At 73.7% G+C, this 18,733-nt stretch carries 11 protein-coding genes; 7 read left to right on the top strand and 4 right to left on the bottom strand.

Features of this window, described 5'->3' with window-relative positions; translation table 11 throughout:
- The first annotated feature begins 72 nt into the window (after positions 1-72).
- From ACIBCT_RS08385 to ACIBCT_RS08370, 4 genes are all read left to right on the top strand, one after another.
- Entirely contained in the window at positions 73-1,578 is a 1,506-nt protein-coding gene (locus ACIBCT_RS08385) for a 3' terminal RNA ribose 2'-O-methyltransferase Hen1 (RefSeq protein WP_399186724.1), read from the top strand.
- On the top strand, positions 1,571-4,084 hold the full coding sequence (locus ACIBCT_RS08380) for a polynucleotide kinase-phosphatase (RefSeq protein ID WP_399186723.1): 2,514 nt from the start codon (positions 1,571-1,573) through the stop codon (positions 4,082-4,084). The genes ACIBCT_RS08385 and ACIBCT_RS08380 overlap by 8 nt, the downstream gene beginning before the upstream one ends.
- Positions 4,085-4,276: 192 nt before the next feature.
- Entirely contained in the window at positions 4,277-5,686 is a 1,410-nt protein-coding gene (locus ACIBCT_RS08375; RefSeq protein WP_399186722.1) for a sugar porter family MFS transporter, read from the top strand.
- 63 nt (positions 5,687-5,749) lie between these two features.
- Complete coding sequence (locus ACIBCT_RS08370; RefSeq protein WP_399186721.1) at positions 5,750-6,661, top strand: SMP-30/gluconolactonase/LRE family protein; 912 nt, start codon at positions 5,750-5,752, stop codon at positions 6,659-6,661.
- Positions 6,662-6,746: 85 nt separating this feature from the next.
- Here the strand turns inward: ACIBCT_RS08370 and ACIBCT_RS08365 are convergent, their stop codons facing one another.
- From ACIBCT_RS08365 to ACIBCT_RS08355, 3 genes are all read right to left on the bottom strand, one after another.
- Positions 6,747-9,962, bottom strand: a complete 3,216-nt coding sequence (locus ACIBCT_RS08365; RefSeq protein ID WP_399186720.1) for a GH92 family glycosyl hydrolase — start codon at positions 9,960-9,962, stop codon at positions 6,747-6,749.
- 135 nt (positions 9,963-10,097) lie between these two features.
- Positions 10,098-12,797: an AAA family ATPase gene (locus ACIBCT_RS08360; RefSeq protein WP_399186719.1), complete on the bottom strand. Its 2,700-nt coding sequence runs from the start codon at positions 12,795-12,797 to the stop codon at positions 10,098-10,100.
- Positions 12,798-12,954: 157 nt separating this feature from the next.
- Positions 12,955-14,679 carry a 2-isopropylmalate synthase gene (locus ACIBCT_RS08355; protein ID WP_399186718.1) on the bottom strand — a complete coding sequence of 575 codons (1,725 nt, stop codon included), beginning with the start codon at positions 14,677-14,679 and terminating at the stop codon, positions 12,955-12,957.
- A 312-nt stretch (positions 14,680-14,991) separates the two neighbouring features.
- Between ACIBCT_RS08355 and ACIBCT_RS08350 the strand changes: the two genes are divergently transcribed.
- From ACIBCT_RS08350 to ACIBCT_RS08340, 3 genes are all read left to right on the top strand, one after another.
- The gene (locus ACIBCT_RS08350) at positions 14,992-15,894 is read left to right on the top strand and encodes a UbiA family prenyltransferase (RefSeq protein WP_399186717.1); all 903 of its coding nucleotides are present in this window, start codon (positions 14,992-14,994) and stop codon (positions 15,892-15,894) included.
- Positions 15,895-16,167: 273 nt separating this feature from the next.
- Positions 16,168-17,064 carry a sensor histidine kinase gene (locus ACIBCT_RS08345; RefSeq protein WP_399186716.1) on the top strand — a complete coding sequence of 299 codons (897 nt, stop codon included), beginning with the start codon at positions 16,168-16,170 and terminating at the stop codon, positions 17,062-17,064.
- Complete coding sequence (locus ACIBCT_RS08340; protein ID WP_399186715.1) at positions 17,054-17,731, top strand: response regulator; 678 nt, start codon at positions 17,054-17,056, stop codon at positions 17,729-17,731. Before ACIBCT_RS08345 ends, ACIBCT_RS08340 begins: the two co-directional genes overlap by 11 nt.
- On the opposite strand, the gene ACIBCT_RS08335 is transcribed toward ACIBCT_RS08340, so the two are convergent.
- Complete coding sequence (locus tag ACIBCT_RS08335) at positions 17,707-18,672, bottom strand: aldo/keto reductase (protein ID WP_399186714.1); 966 nt, start codon at positions 18,670-18,672, stop codon at positions 17,707-17,709. The two genes, ACIBCT_RS08340 and ACIBCT_RS08335, sit on opposite strands and share 25 nt — an antisense overlap.
- Positions 18,673-18,733 lie beyond the last annotated feature (61 nt).

The following is an 18,733-nucleotide window of genomic DNA, read 5'->3' as shown; positions in this document are numbered from 1 at the left end:
CCGGGGAGGTCCCGGCACCGGCGGGCCGGTTAACCCGTGGCCGTCCCGCCGGTCGTGCGGCACACTGAGCCGGTGCTGCTGACGATATCCACCACCGCACGGCCGGCCACGGACCTCGGATTCCTGCTGCACAAGCATCCGGACCGGGTCCAGGAGTTCGACCGCTCCTACGGCGTGGCCCGCGTGCTGTACCCGGAGGCGAGCGAGGAGCGCTGCACGGCCGCGCTGATGCTGGAGGTCGACCCGGTCCGGCTGGTGCGCTCGCGCGACCGCTCCACCGCGGACCACGCGCTGGGCCAGTACGTCAACGACCGGCCGTACGTGGCGTCGTCGCTGCTGGCCGTGACGCTGGCCGACGTGTTCCGCACGGCGCGCACCGGCCGCTGCGACGCCCGCCCCGACCTGGCCGCCCGTCCGATCCCGCTGGAGCTCACGCTGCCGGTGCTGCCCTGCCGCGGCGGGCCCGAGCTCGCGCACCGGCTCTTCGAGCCGCTGGGCTGGGGGGTCGAGGCGCGGGCCCTGCCGTTGGACGAGGGGTTCCCCGAGTGGGGCGACTCCCGTTATGTCCGGCTGGTGCTGCGCGGGCAGGCCCGCCTGGCCGACGCGCTCAACCAGCTCTACGTCCTGCTTCCGGTGCTCGACGACGCCAAGCACTACTGGGTGGCCCCCGACGAGGTGGACAAGCTGATCAGGGCGGGCGAGTCGTGGCTGGGCACCCACCCCGAGCGTGGCCTGATCACCCGCCGCTACCTGGGCCGCCGCCTGGCGCTGACCCGCGCGGCCTTCGCCAGGCTCGCCGAGATCGGCGACGACGTCGAGGACGAGCTCGACCCGCCGATCGAGCAGGAGCTCACCGTCCCGCCCGCGCCGCCCGACGCTCCGTCTCCCGAGCCGCCGGCCCGGCGGCCGTTGAACGTCCTGCGGCTGGAGGCCGTGCTCGCGGCGCTGGAGCGGGTGGGCGCGAGCAGCGTCATCGACCTCGGCTGTGGTTCCGGCCGCCTGGTCGGGGCGCTGCTGGAGCGGCCCCGCTTCACCAGGGTGACCGGTACCGACGTGTCCTCGCAGGCCCTGGCGATCGCCGCCCGGCGCCTGCGGCTCGACCGGATGCCCGAACGGCGGCGGGAGCGGCTGGAGCTGTTCCAGGGCGCGCTGACCTACACCGACGACCGCTTCGCCGGGTACGACGCCGCCGTGCTGATGGAGGTCGTCGAGCACGTCGACCCGGCGCGCCTGGAGGCGCTGGAGCGGGTGGTCTTCGGCACCGCCCGGCCGGGCCACGTGATCGTCACGACCCCCAACGTCGAGTACAACGTCCACTACGCCTCCCTCGTGGGCCCGCGCCACTCCGACCACCGCTTCGAGTGGACCCGCGCCGAGTTCCGGGCGTGGGCGGCGAAGGTGTGCGGCGAGTACGGCTACCGCGTCGGGTTCGTCCCGGTGGGGGACGACGACCCGCTGGTGGGACCGCCCACCCAGATGGCCGTGTTCGGCCCGGTGGACGCCGGCGACACGGGCCCGGACGGTGGCGGAGCGGACGGTGGCGGCGTGGACGGTGGCGCGGGAGGTGGAGATGACTGAGATCGTCGTACCGGAGATGTCGCTGGTCGTGCTCGTGGGGGTGTCGGGGAGCGGGAAGTCGACCTTCGCGCGCCGGCACTTCGGGCCGACCCAGGTGATCTCCTCCGACTTCTGCCGCGGGCTGGTCTCCGACGACGAGAACGACCAGACCGCCACGGCCGACGCCTTCGACGTGCTGAACTACATCGTCGGCACCCGCCTGCGGCGCGGGCTGCTGACGGTCGTGGACGCCACCAACGTCCAGTGGGAGGCCCGCAAGAAGCTCGTCGAGCTGGCCAGGTCGCACGACGTGCTGGTGGACGCGATCGTCCTGGATGTGCCCGAGGAGCTGGCGGCCGAGCGCAACCGGAGCCGGCCCGACCGGGACTTCGGCGCGCACGTGATCACCCGCCAGCGCAAGGACCTGCGCCGTTCCATGGCCAGGATCTCCCGCGAGGGGTTCCGCCGGGTCCACGTGCTGCGCGGCCCCGAGGAGATCGAGGCCGCCACGGTCGCCACGGAGAGGGCGTGGAACGACCGGCGCGAGCTGACCGGCCCGTTCGACATCGTCGGCGACGTGCACGGCTGCCGCTCCGAGCTGGAGACGCTGCTGCGCGCCCTGGGCTGGGAGATCGAGCCCGGCGGCACCGGCGCGGTCCACCCGGAGGGCAGGACCGCGGTGTTCGTCGGCGACCTGGTGGACCGCGGGCCCGACTCGCCGGGCGTGCTGCGGCTGGTCATGGGCATGGTCGCGGCCGGGACCGCGCTGTGCGTGTCGGGCAACCACGAGCAGAAGCTGGCCCGCGCGCTGGGCGGGCGCAAGGTCAGGGTGGCCCACGGCCTGCAGGAGTCGCTGGACCAGCTCGCCGCCGAGCCCGAGGAGTTCCGGCGGGACGCGCTGGCCTTCATGGACGGGCTGGTCAGTCACTACCGGCTCGACGGCGGCCGGCTCGTCGTCGCCCACGCCGGGCTCAAGGAGGCCTACCACGGCCGCGCGTCCGGCCGGGTGCGCGCCTTCGCGCTGTACGGCGACACCACCGGCGAGACCGACGAGTACGGCCTGCCGGTGCGCTACCCGTGGGCGCGGGAGTACCGGGGCCGGGCCATGGTCGTCTACGGCCACACCCCGGTCCCGCGGGCCGAGTGGGTCAACAACACGATCTGCCTGGACACCGGCGCCGTCTTCGGCGGGGAGCTCACCGCGCTGCGCTACCCCGAGAAGGAGATCGTCTCGGTCCCGGCCGAGCGCGTCTGGTACGAGCCGGTACGGCCGCTCACCGCCCCCGGCCACCGCGACCACGCCCACCGCGAACCCGGCGTGCTCTCGGTCGAGGACGTCCGGGGCACCCGGCACGTCGAGGTGCGGTACGGCGGCGGCGCCGTCAGGGTCCGCGAGGAGAACGCGGCCGCCGCCCTGGAGATCATGAGCCGGTTCGCGGTCGACCCGCGCTGGCTGGTCTACCTGCCGCCGACGATGGCGCCCGCGCAGACCTCGCGCCTGGAGGGCCACCTGGAGCACCCCGCGGAGGCGTTCGCCGAGTTCGCCGCCGCCGGGGTGGACCGGGTGGTGTGCGAGGAGAAGCACATGGGCTCGCGGGCGGTCGTGGTGCTGGCGGCCGGCCCGGACGTGGCGGCGGCGCGGTTCGGCGTCACCGACGGCACCGCGGGGGCGGTCTACACCCGTACCGGCAGGCCGTTCTTCGCCGACACCGGCGCGCTGGTCGACCGGCTCAGGAAGGCGTGCGCGCCGCTGATGCGGGAGCTGGGGTCGGACTGGCTGGTCCTCGACTGCGAGCTGCTGCCCTGGTCGGTCAAGGCCGAGGGGCTGATCCGCGAGCAGTACGCGTCGGTGGGCGCCGCGGCCCGCGCGGCGCTGCCGGAGGCGATCGCCGTGCTGGAGGCGGCGGCCGGGCGCGGGTTGGATGTGAGCGATCTGCTGGACCGCACCCGCCGCCGCTCCGTCAACGCTGCCCGTTTCAGCCAGGCATATGCACGTTACTGCTGGCCTGTCGCGGACCTGGACGGGGTCCGGCTGGCCCCGTTCCAGATCCTCGCCTGCGAGGGCCGGGCGACCGCCGCCACCGAACCGCGGACCTGGCACCTGGAGATGCTGGCGCGGCTCGACGACCCGCTGATCGCGCCGACCCGGCACGTGTTCGCCGACACCTCCTCGCCGGAGTCGGTCGAGGCGGCCACCGCCTGGTGGGAGGCGCTGACGGCCGAGGGCGGCGAGGGCATGGTGGTCAAGCCGGTCCAGGTGCCGGAGGGACGGAGCCGGGTGCAGCCGGGCGTCAAGGTGCGCGGCCGGGAGTACCTGCGGATCGTCTACGGACCCGACTACACCGAGAGCCTGGACGTGCTGCGCAACAGGTTCCTGGGACGCAAGCGCTCGCTGGCTCTGCGCGAGCACGCCCTGGGGTTGGAGGCGCTCTTCCGGCTGGCCGGGGGCGAGCCGCTGTGGAGGGTGCACGAGGCGGTCTTCGCCGTCCTGGCGCTGGAGTCCGAGCCGGTCGACCCCCGTCTGTGATTTTTCGACAAAGCCGGATGAAGAAGGAGACATCTCCCGCGCTGTGACGATAGCCGTATCCGCCCTGGTCCCTAGGCTCTGAGCACGCCGGCGGGGCGAGGGCGGGCCACCGACGGGCGGGCGGCGGCGCGCGGCCGCCACGGGAGCCGGAGGTTCGATGTCTCAAGCCCTTTTTCGGGGGAAAGGACTCTCATGGCCGGCACTGCCCCCTCGGGGACCTCCAGTGAGAACATCGGGCACGTCATCTTCATCACCGCCGCCGCGGCGATCGGCGGCTTCCTCTTCGGGTACGACAGCGCCGTCATCAACGGCGCCGTCACCGGGATCGAGAAGTACTTCAGAGTCGACGCGGTGCAGACCGGCTTCGTCGTGGCGATCGCGCTGCTGGGATCGGCCCTGGGCGCGTGGATCGCCGGAGGGCTGGCCGACCGCTGGGGCCGCACCAGGACCATGCAGGTGGCCGCGATCCTGTTCGCGGTCAGCTCCGTCGGCCAGGCGCTGCCCTTCACCGTGTGGGACCTGGCCTTCTGGCGGGTGCTCGCCGGCGTGGGCATCGGAATGGCCTCGGTGATCGGCCCCGCCTACATCGCGGAGGTCGCCCCGCCCGCCTACCGGGGACGCCTGGGCTCCTTCCAGCAGCTGGCCATCGTGCTGGGCATCGCCGTCTCCCAGCTGGTCAACTACGCGATCGCGGAACGGGCCGGGGGCGACGTCAACAACGAGCTGCTCGGTCTGCAGGCCTGGCAGTGGATGCTCGGCGCCTGCCTGGTCCCCGCCGTGCTCTACCTGATCTTCGCGACGATCATCCCGGAGTCGCCGCGCTTCCTGGTCGCGGTCGGCAGGTCGGCCGAGGCGCGCAAGGTGCTCGGCGAGGTCGAGGGCGAGAGCACCGACCTGGACGCCCGGATCACCGAGATCGAGAACTCGCTGCGCAGCGAGCACCGGCCCCGGCTGCGCGACCTGCGCGGCTCCCGGCTGGGCCTGCTGCCGATCGTCTGGATCGGCATCCTGCTCTCGGTGTTCCAGCAGTTCGTCGGCATCAACGTCATCTTCTACTACTCGGCGTCGCTGTGGCAGTCGGTCGGCATCAACCAGTCGGACTCGTTGCTGATCAGCTTCTCCACCTCGATCATCAACATCGTCGGCACGTTCATCGCCATCGCGCTGGTCGACAGGATCGGCCGCAGGCCGCTGCTGCTGATCGGATCGGTGGGCATGGCGGTGTCGCTCGCCGTGGCCGCGTGGGCGTTCAGCGCCGGTGTCCCGAACGGTGAGACGGTCAGGCTGCCCGAGACGCAGGGCACGGTCGCGCTGGTCGCCGCGCACGTCTTCGTGCTGTTCTTCGCCCTGTCGTGGGGCGTGGTCGTCTGGGTGCTGCTGGGCGAGATGTTCCCCAACCGGATCAGGGCCGCCGCGCTCTCGGTGGCGGCGTCCGCCCAGTGGGTGGCCAACTGGCTCATCACCGTCTCCTTCCCGTCGCTGTCGGAGTGGAGCCTGGCGGGCGCCTACGTGGGGTACACGGCCTTCGCCGTGCTGTCGTTCATCTTCGTGATGTTCAAGGTGAAGGAGACGAAGGGCCGGAAACTAGAGGACATGGGATAGCGCCCCGCCCTTGGCCCGGCGGGGTGGATCCTGGTAGAAGGTGGGGCACCGAGGAGGTGCCCGGTGGATATCGTTCCCCTGGAGTTCGAAGCGTTCGACCGCCGCATCGCGGGGGTCTCCGGCGACCGTAACGTCGAGCGGCTGCACCGGGGCACGCGCTGGGCCGAGGGGCCCGTGTACGTCCCCGCGGGCCGCTACCTGGTCTGGAGCGACATCCCGAACGACCGCATGCTGCGGTGGGACGAGATGACCGGCCGGGTGGGGCCGTTCCGGGAGCCCGCCGGGTACGTCAACGGCAACACCCTCGACCGCGAGGGCAGGCTCGTCTCGTGCGAGCACGGCGCGCGCCGGGTGACCCGGACCGAGCACGACGGCTCGGTCACCGTGCTCGCCGACCGGTGGCGCGGCATGCGGCTCAACAGCCCCAACGACGTGGTGGTGCGCTCCGACGGGTCGGTCTGGTTCACCGACCCGCCGTACGGCATCCTCAGCGACTACGAGGGGCACCGGGCCGAGCAGGAGATCGACGGCTGCCACGTCTACCGCGTCGACCCCGGCACCGGCGAGGTGAGCGTGGTGGCGGACGACTTCGCCCGCCCCAACGGCCTGGCCTTCTCCCTCGACGAGCGCCTGCTGTACGTCGCCGACACCGAGCGCCGCCACGTGCGGGTCTTCGAGGTCAGCGACGACGGCGCCCTCACGGGCGGCGAGGTGTTCGCCGGGCACGACGGCGAGGGGAGCTACGACGGCATGCGCCTGGACGAGACCGGCCGCCTCTGGGCCGCCGTCGGCCCGGCGATCCACGCCTACCACCCGGACGGGACGCTGCTGGGCAGGCTGCTCCTGCCGGAGAGCGCCTCGAACCTCGTCTTCGGCGGCCTGAAGCGCAACCGCGTCTTCGTCACCGCCACGACGTCCCTGTACTCGGTCATGGTGAGCGTCCGGGGCGCCGAGCCGGTGTGGGCGCGCCGATGACGCGCCCGGCCGCGCCCGGCCGCGCCCGGGTGGGGCCGGAAGGGCTCCCGGGTGAGGCCGGGAGCCCTTCCGGGGACCGGGAGAACTAGGAGAACGCCCAGGTGAACAGGTGCAGCTGCCCGTCCTCGGGGGTGGAGAACGTCAGGCTCCGCACCTTCCTGGCCGGGTCCAGGGCGACGGGCCGCGACGCGTAGACGTGGGCCGGCACGGGCTGGAGCGCCCACGAGCCCCAGAACAGCCGGTGCGGGGTGCGGGCCACGACCTCGTTGCCGAACCGGGGCTCGTCCGAGCCGAAGTCCAGGATCCAGTCGCTGAGGCCGAGCCGTCCCGTGCCGGTCGTGCCGTCGGTGTAGGTGACGGTGACGTCCGCCTCGGGCCAGCCGTTCACGCCCGTTCCCAGGAAGGAGACGCCGGTGGCGCCGTCCGGTGCGGCCACCTCCAGCGGCTCCGTTCCGGGGCGGACGTTGTCCCACTCGCCGCGCTTCCTGTCCGGCCAGGTGAAGGTGACGTCGCGCGACGTCACCCGCCCGCCCGGGGTGAGACCGGCCTCGGCCAGGGCCTGCGCCGAGAGGCTGAAGCCGGGCCCGTCGATGTTGGCCTCGCCGGGAGCGCCCATGTGGCCGATGCCGGCGTTGTTGTGGTGCCACTCCGGGGTGCCGCGACCGGCCACGTTGAGCCGTACCGAGGCGGTGAGGTCGCCCACGACGACCGGCACCGTCAGCATGCCGTGCGGCACGGTGCCGGACACCGAGATCCGCAGGGCCTGGCGGGCCTGCCCGCCCGCGGTCAGGGCGAGCGTGCCGCGCGCGGGCGACACGGTGACGCCGGCCGGGGGCCTGGCCTCCCAGGTGAGCGTGGCGGCCCGGCCCAGCGACCGGACCGCGAGGTCCGTGGTGAGCGTGCCACCGGGCTCGACCGGGCCGCTGCCGCGGCTGAACCCGGCCAGGTACGGCCTGGTCCCGGTGCCGAACGACGGCGGCGCGTCCTCGGGGTCGGTGCCGAAGTCCCGGTTCGGGGACGTGCCGCGGACGAAGCTCAGCCGTCCGCCGCCGGTCGCGAACGACTCCGGCAGCCACGCCCGGTCCGTCGCCGCGCCGTTCACGCTGAGCGAGCGGATGTACGGCCCGGAGCCGCGGGCGTCCACCACGATGTCGTCGGCGTCGCCGCCCGGCCGGTCGATCGTGACCCGCTCGAACAGCGGGGTGTTCACCAGCAGCTCGGCGCGGCCGGGGATCGCGGGGAAGAGCCCCATGGCCGACCACACGTACCACGACCCCATCGCGCCCAGGTCGTCGTTGCCGACCAGCCCGTCCGGGCCCGGCCTGAACAGCTCCTGCTGCACCCGCCGCACCAGCTCCTGCGTCCTGTACGGACGGCCGGCCCACGCGTACAGCCACGGCGACGTCATCGCCACCTCGTTGCCCAGGTAGGCGTACGGCTCGGCGGGCCCGGCGTTGAGCTTGGTGAAGTAGGTGTCGAGCCGGGGCACGACCTCGCCGGGGCCGCCCATCGCGGTGAACAGCCCGGCCGGGTTGTGCGGCACCAGCCAGTGGTACTGGGCGCCGTTGCCCTCCATATAGACGTCCGGGTGGGCCGGGTCGAACGGTGAGGTGAACGCGCCGTCGCCCTGGCGCGGCTGGATCCAGCCGGTGCCCGGGTTGTAGATGTGCTGCCAGGCCTGCGCGCGTCCCATGAACTCCGTGGCCGTGGCCCGGTCACCGAGCCGGGAGGCGAGCTGGGCGATCCCGAAGTCGGCCACGCCGTACTCCAGCGTCGCCGACGGGTCGTTCGGGACGTGCCCCTGGCGCATGTACGCGGCGTTGCCCGGCCGCTCGTCGTACTGCAGCAGCGGGTGCCCGATGTCGCGGGGGCCGGTCCGCCTGGCGGCCTCGGTCATCGCCCGCAGCGCCGCCCGCGCGTCGAAGCCGCGCGCGCCGAACGCGTACACGCTGGACAGGATCGAGTGGTACGGGTCGCCGACCATGACGCCGGTGACCGCGGTCTGGTGCGACCAGCGGTCCCACACGTTGCCGAGGGCCTGGGCGTTGTCGTACATCGACTGCGCGATGTCGGCGGCCACGTCCGGCGCCAGCAGCGCGAGGAGCTGCACCTGGCTGCGGTAGATGTCCCATCCGGAGAAGGTCGCGTAGTGGTGGCGGCCCGGCCGCACCCGGTGCGGCTCGTGGTCGCTGCCGGTGTAGGTGCCGTCCACGTCGTCGGAGACGTGCGGCTGCAGCAGCGTGTGGTAGAGGTTGCTGTAGAAGGTGCGCTGCTGGTCCTCGCTGCCGCCGCCGACCCGGACCCGGCCCAGGCGCTCGCGCCACACGCCGGCCGCCTCGCGGGCCACCTGGTCCACGCCCTTGCCGGCGATCTCGGCCTGGAGGTTGCGCCGGGCGCCGTCGAGGCCGACGTAGGACAGCCCGACCCGCATCTGCACCGGCCGCTCCGGGTCGAACTGCAGGTACGCCCCCGAGCCCGGCCCGTTGACGGTCACGTCCTCGCGGGTGACCAGGTCGCCCCTGACCCTGGCGGGTCCGGCGTTGGCGACGCTGCTCCCGCCGGGACGCACCTCGCCGTCCTTCCAGGTGCCGAACGCGGTGACCGGCCGGTCGAACGTGGCGTGGAAGTAGATCTTGTAGCGGGTCGGCGGGCCGCAGAACCCGCCGGTCTGCACCCAGCCCTCGACGGTGTTCCCGCTGATCCTGGTCTCACCGTCGTCGACGCCGTTGACCGAGCCGCTGGTGTTCAGCAGCACCGTGCCGGGCCTGCCCTTGGGGAAGGTGAAGCGGGCCACGCCCGTCCGCATGCCGGTGCTGAGCTCGGCCTCGACCCCGCTGTCGAGCGTGGTGCCGTAGAAGCCGGGGGAGCCCCGCTCGTTGTCGTGCGAGAACGTCTGCACGTAGTCCTCGCCGTGGGTGGCGGGCGAGCGGCCGATCGTCCCCGAGACGGGGATCACCGGGAAGTCCTGCGCGCCGGTGCAGCCGGGCCCGGAGATGTGCGTCATGGAGAAGCCGCGCAGCCGGTCGTCCTCCCACCGGTAGCCGCCGCCGGCGTCGGAGACCGTGTCGGGGCTCCACTGCATCATCCCGAACGGCAGGACGGCGCCGGGGAAGGTCATCCCCCCGCCCCCGCCGTGGTCGAAGTCGGGCGCCGCCTCCTTGGTGCCGTGGAAGACGTTGACCAGGGACACGGGGTCGCGCTCGGCCGGCACGGGCTGCGGGGCGCCGAGCGGCAGGGCGGTGGCCGCGAGCAGGGCGGTGACGACCGGCACGGACCAGTGAGGCAGGGACCAGAAAGACACGGCAGTCCTCCGAAGGTGGGGTCGCCGTATCGAACCCCGGCCCCGCGCGGCCGGTCAACGGACGGCAACGACGGCCACAACCGGCCACCGGCCCCGCCCGCGAACAGGGGTTGACGTCCCCGCGGCCGGATGCGGTCAGAGCTGTTCCCCGGTCAGGGGCTCGGGCAGGTCGGCGCGGCGCGCCACGCTGAGCTTGCGGTAGACGCGCGTCAGGTGCTGCTCCACCGTGCTCACCGTGATGAACAGCTGGGCGGCGACCTCCCGGTTGGAGTAGCCGTCGGCCACCAGCGTCGCCACCCGCCGCTCGGCGTCGCTGAGCGGCGGCCGCGCGCCGGGCAGCTCACCGGCCCACGCGCCGTCGGAGTCGTCGGGCAGCATCCGGCTCAGGGCTCCGGCCTGGCACTCCTCGGCCAGGGCACGGGCCCGGCGGCCCAGCACCGCGGCCCGGCGGAACTCGCCGACCGCGTGGTAGGCCCTGGTGAGGCCGGTCAGCGACCTGGCGAGCTCGTACCTGTCGCCCCCCTGCTGCAGCAGCTCGGCCGACTGGCGCAGCAGCATCACCCGGTGGCGCCTGTCGGCGGTGGCGGCCAGCACGCGCAGCGCCATCCCCTGGACCCGCCCGGAGCCGCCGGAGCGCGCGAGCTGCTCCTCCACCAGCAGACGGGCCTCCCGCACCTCGTCGAGGGCGATCAGGGCCTGCGCCGCGTCCAGCCGCCAGGCGATGAACTCGGCGCTGTCGAGCCGCCACTCGACCATGAGCTCGCCGCACAGCCGCAGGTCGCGCAGCGCCTGGCGGGCCTGGCCGGCCGCCAGGTGGAAGCGGCCCTTGCCGTGCAGGTACTGCAGCCCGAACCGGGTCTCCAGCATGGCCTCGGGCACCGGCCGGGTGACGGGCGGCAGGAACTCCTCCTGACGGCCCATCGCCACACCGGCCAGCAGCAGGCTGCCCAGCGGCCCGCCGACGGCCACCCCCCAGCTGTCCGGCGGGATGAGCTCCAGGGCGCGCTGCGCGTCGGCCGCGGCCCCGGCCGGGTCGCCCCGGCGCAGGCCGATCTCGGCGCGGATGGCCGACAGGCGGGCCTGCCGGCTCGGGGCCCGGCGCGAGACCGCCTCGGTGATGAAGGAGTCGCACCAGGGCGCGGCCAGATCGGCCCGGCCGGTGTAGGTCAGTGCCAGCAGCGCGCTCTCCACCGTGTCCATCGACATCTCGTCCAGCCGCGAGCCGCGCAGGATGCGCTCGGCCGCCGCCGCCGTCTCCGGCAGCGGGCCTCCCGTCAGCGCGCGCACCAGCGCGTCCGCCGACTCGGTCCGGCGGTCCGCGCTGAGGGAGTGGGCGGCTCCCCCCGCCTGCTCGTCGGTCAGCTCGGGCAGGTGCGGCAGGAACGACGGGCAGCTGCTGCGGAACCAGGCGTGCGCCACGGCCAGCTCCGCCACCGCGTCCCGGTCCAGCTCCTGGAGCCTCCTCAGGTGCGCCAGGACGTCCCTGGCGTCGTCGGCGTGGCCGTGCCACAGCAGCGCCTTGGCCAGCACCACGGCGTCGCCGCCGGTCAGGTGGCCCCGGCGCAGCGCCTCGGTCAGCTCGGCCAGGTGCCCGGCGAGCGTGCCGGGGTCGATCCGCCACTTGGCCCGCACCAGGACGGTGGCGATCCTGGCGCGCCGGCGCTCGTCCCGGCAGGACCGCAGGGCCAGCATGAGGTACTCGATCGCGGACTCCACGCCGTCCTGGCGCAGCGCCCGCGCCGCGGCCTCCTCCAGGACCGGCAGCGCCCACGGCTCGCCGGCCTGACCGGCCCGCAGCAGATGCCCGGCCACCACCGGGACCGGCGCGCCGTCGCGGTAGGCCAGCTCGGCGGCCCGGCCGTACAGGTCGACGCGCTCGTGCTCGTCCAGCCCGGCCAGCACGGCGGACCTGGCGGCCTCGTCGCGGAACCGGCCGCCGTCCAGCAGCCCGGCACGGGTCAGGTCCTGGACCGCCCTGACGACGACCGTGCCGTTCTCGCCGAGCAGCCGGGGGACGAGCCCGGCCTCGCCGAGCACGGCCAGTGCCCGCGCCACCCGGGGGGTGTCGTCCCCGGCGCGGTGCAGGCAGGCGAGCACGGCCTCGGCGTACCGCTCGCCCCGGCCGTCCCCGGTGCGGTGGTCCTCCAGCAGGGCGTCCACCAGCAGCCGGTTGCCGCCGGTCAGCGCGTGCCAGCGCTCCGGCGTGGCGCCGGCGTCCCCGGACGCGAGCCGCGTCACCTCCTCGGGGGACAGGTGCCCGAGGCGGATCGCGCGGTAGTGCGGCCGCCGCTGCATCTCCGCGTGCAGGCCGCCGAGGGTGTGCGCGTCCGGCACGCTGAAGGCCAGCATGACCCTGGCGTAGGCGATCCTGCGGGCCAGGTGCGACAGGCAGAGCTGCGAGACGCGGTCGGCGTGGTGCAGGTCGTCCACGACGACGAGCAGCGGGCGCCGCTCCGACAGCTCCAGCAGCACGGCGCAGAGCGCGTCCACGACCAGCAGGTCCGCCCGCTCGCCGGCCGGCGGGCCCTCCGGGTGCGCGCGGGCGCCCTCGCGGAGCAGGCCGGTGGCGGTGGCGCGGTCCGGCTCGGTCATGGACGCGCCGTGCACGAGCTGCGAGAGCACGCCGAGCGGGAGCGCGCTCTCGGCGGGCGAGCCCGTGGCGGTGAGCAGGAGGGCGTCGTGGCCGAACGCGTGCTCGCCGAGGCCGTACAGGAGTGCGCTCTTGCCGGTGGCGATCGCGCCGGTCACCATCGCGACGCGGCCCCTGCCGGCCACCGCCTCGTCCAGGAGCTCCCGCAGCGTGGTCATCTCGTGCCGCTGGACGTCCTCACCCATGGCGGTCCTCCGTTCGGTGGTCAAGCGGTCGGTCCGACGGAGCGCGCGGGCCGGGACGGTGGTCGGGACGGCGGTCGGGACGGGGCCGGGACGGGGGCCGGGACGGCCCGGCCCCCGCCCCGCGACGAGGCGGGTCACGCCGGTCTCCTCTCGCACGTCAGCCGGCGTTCGCCAGGCGGCGCGGCTCGTGCAGGAGACGGACAGGCCGCGCGCGGCCCGCGAGGCGGGCACCGGCCACGCGCACGGCGGAGAACGCGGCCGTGGCCACGTCGGCGCCGATGCCCGCACCCCACGCCACCTTCGCCGCCCCGGTCCCGCCGGGGGCGCCGGCGGGGGTGCACTCCGCGTAGACCACGACGTCGCGCGGGGAGCGGCGGGCGAGGGCGGGGCGCTCCGGGGCCGTCTCGCGCTCGTCCAGCGCCGGGGCGGTCGCGTGCACGGCCCGCACGTCGATGCCCCACGGGCCGAGTACGGCGCGCAGGTCGCACGCTCCGCCGGGGACGCGGGCGCCGTCGATCCAGAGCGTGACGCCGACCGGCTCGTCCTCGAGCGTGCGGGGCCCGCCGCGCGCGTCGTGGTCCAGGTACTCCGCGCGGAACAGCTCGCCGATCCGGCTCGGGGACAGCTCGCCGCCCTCGGCGTCGGCCTGCGCCTGCACCCGGGCCGCCAGGTCGACCTGCAGGCCGCGGGGCAGGTCGAGCCCGTGCCAGGCGCTCATCACGTACGCGACGCCGCCCTTGCCGGACTGGCTGTTGACCCGCACGACCGCCTCGTAGGTGCGCCCCACGTCCCTGGGGTCCACCGGCAGGTACGGTGTCCGCCACGGGAGCTCGCCGGCCGGCACCCCGGTACGGGCCGCGAGCCGCTCGTGCTCGTCGAAGCCCTTCTTGATGGCGTCCTGGTGCGATCCCGAGAACGCGGTGTACACCAGCTCGCCCGCGTAGGGGTGGCGCGGGTGGACGGGCATCTGGTTGCACTCCTCCACGGTGCGCCGGACGGCGTCGATGTCGGACAGGTCGACGCCCGGGTCGATGCCGTGCACGAACAGGTTCATGCAGAGCGTCACCAGGCAGACGTTGCCGGCCCGCTCGCCGTTGCCGAACAGGCAGCCCTCGATCCGCTCGGCCCCGGCCAGCAGGGCCAGCTCGGCCGCGGCGACCCCGGTGCCGCGGTCGTTGTGCGGGTGCACGGACAGGCACACGTGCTCGCGGCGCGACAGGTTGCGGTCGAGCCACTCGATCTGGTCGGCGAAGACGTTGGGCAGCGAGCGCTCCACGGTGGTCGGGAAGTTGAGGACGATCCCCCGGCCCGCCTCCGGCCCCCAGGCGTCCATGACCGCCTCGCACACCTCCAGGGCGAAGTCCGGCTCGGTCTCGTTGAACAGCTCGGGGGAGTACTGGTAGGACAGGTCGCAGTCGCCGAGCACGCGTTCGGCCTGGTCCATCATGACCCGGGTGGCCCGTACCGCCATGTCGCGGCACCCGGCCCGGTCGACGCCGAGCACCAGGTCCCTGAACTGCGGCGACGTGGCGTTGTAGATGTGGACCATCGCGCGGGGCGCGCCCCGCAGGCAGTCCACGGTGGCCCTGACGAGTTCCTCGCGGGCCTGGGTGAGCACGGTGACGCGCACGTCGTCGGGGATGAGGTCGCCCTCGATGAGCAGCCGCACGAAGTCGTGGTCGTCCCGGCTGGCGACGGGGAAGCCGACCTCGATCTCGGTGAAACCCAGGTTCACCAGGAGGTCGAACATCATGAGCTTGCGCTCGGGGGACATCGGGCGGGCCAGCGACTGGTTGCCGTCCCGCAGGTCGGTGGAGAGCCACCGGGGGGCCGAGCGGATGCGCCTGCCCGGCCAGGTGCGGTCGGTCAGATCGAGGGGCATGAATCCGGTGTAACGTCCGGCACCCTGCATGATGGTCTTCCTTTCGTGGGTGACCCTCGTTCTTCGGGAAGCTGGAAATAGGGGTTGGAAATCCGTGGCGTCGTTTTCTAGGGTGAGGATCATCCGCCCCGCGTTCATTCACCGGTGTTATGGCCGGACGCTATAGGGGCTCCGGCGGCCGGGCAACAGGGGGATCGGGAGTTCGCCGGGAATGACCCAGGGAAACGCACCCGGTATCGAAAGGAGTACCGTCCGCTACACCTTTCGGATCACCCCCTACCGGTGGCGCCGCCCCCGCTCACAATGCGAGTCATGGCAGCAATCTCCCCGCACGCCCTCGCCCTCTGCGTCATCGAGGCCCGCCCTTCGGTACTCGCCGTCTCGGCCATGCGTTACCTGACCGGTGTCGCGCTCGCGCTGCCGGCCGCCACGGTCGCCGTCCCCCTCCCGCGGGTCGCGCAGGGGACGGCCGCCTGGGTGCTGTCGATCCTCGCGGTCTACCTCTACAACGGTGTCACCGACGTTACGGAGGACCGGATAAACGCTTCCGGCCGCCCCATCGCCAGGGGGGACCTGGAGACGCGGACGGCCGCCGCCGTCGCCGCCGGCGCGGCCTGCCTGGCGCTCCTGGCGACGTGGGGCCTGCCGGGTCCGATGTTCGGGATCGTCGCCGCCAACCTGGCGCTGGGGTACCTGTACTCGGGGCCGCCGTCTCCGCTGAAGGACAGTTCGGGCGGTACGGTCGCGGTGCTGTGCCTGTCGGGCCTGCTGTCCTACCTGGCGGGATTCACCGTCGCGACGGGCGGCGGCGGCGTGGCCCTGCCGGCCGCGCTCGTGCTGTTCGCGGGCGTCGCCATCGGCTGGATGGTGCTCGTCGGCATGCCCGCCAAGGACCTGTCCGACATCACGGGGGACACGGCGGCGGGCCGGCGCACCCTCGGCGTCCTGCTCGGCGACCGGGTCTCACGGCAGGTCATGGTGGGGGCCGCGGTCGCGCTCCTGGCGGGGTTCGCCATGGCGGTCTCGGTGACGCACGTGCCGCTCGCGGGCGTCGTGCTCGCCCTGGCGGCCGGGGTGGTCGCGGTGGCGGTCGCGGCCCTGCCCGCGGCGCGGCGGCCCGGCGACGGCGGCCGCCGCCGCACCCGCCGTCCGTACGGGGCGTTCATGGGGACGCAACACCTTCTTCATCTCACCGTAATTTTGTCCCCGATCTGACTGAAACATTGCATGTGACTCTTGCTCGCGCCATAGTTTTGGGGAGCGCTCGGCGGCGGAGAGGGGACACCGGAGGTGACTCACGGGGCCGCGGGGGACCCGGCGGAATTAGTCGAATCGTGTCGTGAAGAAATACTCGGCGAGTTCGAATCGGCTCTGCGTTCCACCGGAAACGCCGTCTTCTCAGACCGGGGCGCCCGTGAGCAGGCACTGCGCACCGCCCATCACATACTCGACGACGTCACGGCCACGCTGCGCGCCGGGAAGATACAGGTGGGGGAGCTGTACCGGTTCCAGGCGCGGGAGCTGGGGAACGTGCGCGCGGCCGGGGGAGTGCATCCCAAGGCCTCGCTCGAGGCGGGCTCGCTGTTCTTCCGCGCGGCGCTGCGCCACCTGACCCGCCGGATCGCGGAGGCGTACGAGTCCCCGGCCGACGTCATCGTGCTGGCCATCGGCGGCATGGAGGAGAGCCTGTCCCAGCGCATCCGGGAGTCCGCCGACAGCTACCACAGCTTCCTGCTCAACCAGGTCCAGGAGAAGCAGGAGGACGAGCGCCGCCGCATCGCCCGCGAGCTGCACGACCACATCGGGCACGGCGTCAGCGTCGCCCACCAGCAGCTCGCGCTGTCCGAGGTCTACCGCCCCGTCGACGCCGCCCGCGCCGGTGCCAAGATCGGCATCGCCCAGCAGGCCATCAGGGAGACCATGGAGAACCTCCGGCAGATCACCTCAGAGCTGCACCCGCAGATCCCGGTCCGGAGCCTGGAGAAGTCCCTGCTGGGCTTCCTGGAGACCGTCGAGGACGAGGCGGTCTCCGTCAGGCTGGACGTGAACGGCGACGAGTCGTGGGCCTGGCCGCGGGTGCTCGACGAGGCGTTCCTCATCATCCGCGAGGCCGTGCGCAACGCGCTCGCCCACGGCCGGCCGAAGACCGTCCTCGTCCGGGTGAACATCGCGCCGCACGAGCTGTCGGCGTCCGTCCAGGACAACGGGTGCGGCTTCACCCCCGCCCGGGCGCGCGAGCGCGGCGGGGTGGGCCTCACGTCCATGCGTGAGCGGGCCGGGCTGCTCGGCGGGCGGTTGCTCATCTCCAGCGACCCGGGGAACGGCTGCCTGGTCGAGCTCTTCCTGCCCCTCCAGGGGCGGGCCGGCGGCGGCCGTGACGCCTGAGGCCGGCGAGGCCGGCGGGGCCGGCATCTCCGTGGTCCTGGTCGACGACCACGCCCTGTTCAGGGAGGGCCTGCGGGAGATCCTGGAGATGGCGGGCGGCATCGTCGTGGCGGGCGAGGCCGGCGACTCCGCCACCGCGGTGCAGGTGGTGGCGAGGACCCGGCCGGACGTGGTGCTGCTCGACGTGGAGATCCCCGGCGACGAGGTGACCGAGACCGTCGGCCGCATCCGCGAACTCTCCCCGGAGAGCGGCATCATCATCCTCAGCATGTACGACGGGCCCCACCTGCTCGCCCGGCTGCTGTCCGCCGGCATCCGCGGCTACCTGCTGAAAAGCGTGCACCGGCACGAGCTGATCTCGGCGGTGCGCAGCGTCCACGAGGAGCCCTCCCGCCTGGTGCTCGCCGTCTCCCGCAGCAGCCTGGCCCGGGTGGAGGCGCCCTCGGCCGGAGTGCTGTCGGGCAAGGAGCTGGAGGTGCTGCAGCTCGCGGCGCAGGCGCTGAGCAACGGCCAGATCGCCCGCCGCCTCGGGCTGGCGGAGGCGACGGTCAAGCGCCACATGCGCAACATCTTCGTCAAGCTCAACGCCGCCTCCCGTATCGACGCCGTCAACAAGGCCCTGGCCGCCTCGCTGATCCCGCCTCAGAGCAGGGGCGGCGAGGAGTGACCCGCGGCCCGGGACGGGAAGAGCGCGGACAGCGCCTCGCGGGTCTCGACCGGCAGCTCGACCGACGAGGCCGAGAGGTTCATCTCCAGGTGGACCGGGTCACGCGTGCTCGGGACGGGCACGACGTGGTCGTCCTGGGCCAGGAGCCAGCTCAGCGCGAGCCTTCCCGCGCCCACGTCGAGCCGCGCGGCCATGGCCTCCAGCGTCCTGAGACGGGTGGCGTCCGACCGCCGCGCCGCCGGGTCGAAACGGGGGTCGGCGCGCCGCCAGTCACCGGGCTCGAAGTCCGCGTGCGGCCCCACCCGGCCGGTGAGGAAGCCCCGGCCCAGCGGGCGGGCGGCGACCACGGCGATGCCCAGCTCGCGCACGGTGGCCAGCAGGCCGGGCGCGGGCCGGCGGCCCCACAGGGAGTACTCCACGGCCAGCGCCGTGATCGGGTGCACGGCGTGCGCCCGGCGCACCTGCTGGGGGGTGCCGCCGGTCAGTCCCAGGTGGCCGATCTTCCCGGCCGCCACCAGCTCCGACAGCCGCGCCACGCTCGCCTCGACGGTCGCGTGCTCGTCCTGGCAGTCCAGGTAGAACAGGTCGATGCGGCCGGTGCGCAGGCGCCGCAGTGAGGCGTCGCAGTCCCGGTCCAGCGAGGCGGGGCGCCCGTCGAACCCCTCCGTCCCCCGGGGACCGTGGCGGCGCACCCCGCCGCGCGTGGTCACCACCACCTCGTCGCGCCGCCCGGTGACGGCCCTGCCGATCAGGCTCTCCACCCGGCCCCCGGCGTAGAAGCCGGCCGTGTCGAACAGGGTCACACCGGCGTCGAGCGCCGACCGGATCAGCCGGTCCGCACCTGCGGTCCCGGAACGCCCGTAGACGCCGGTGAGGGCGAGCGAGCCGAGCCCGACACTGGAGATGACCGGCCCCGTCGGGCCGAGTCTCGTGTACCGCACGAGTCACCTTTCGTTCCACCGATCGCCGGTGCGTCTCTCCGGTTAAAGGCAGGGGAAATAC

It is taken from the genome of Streptosporangium sp. NPDC050855, assembly GCF_044456585.1.
Taxonomy (GTDB): Bacteria; Actinomycetota; Actinomycetes; order Streptosporangiales; family Streptosporangiaceae; genus Streptosporangium; species Streptosporangium longisporum.
Note: the sequence above shows the minus strand (reverse complement) of the source record. Positions and strands in the feature narration are given on the sequence as shown.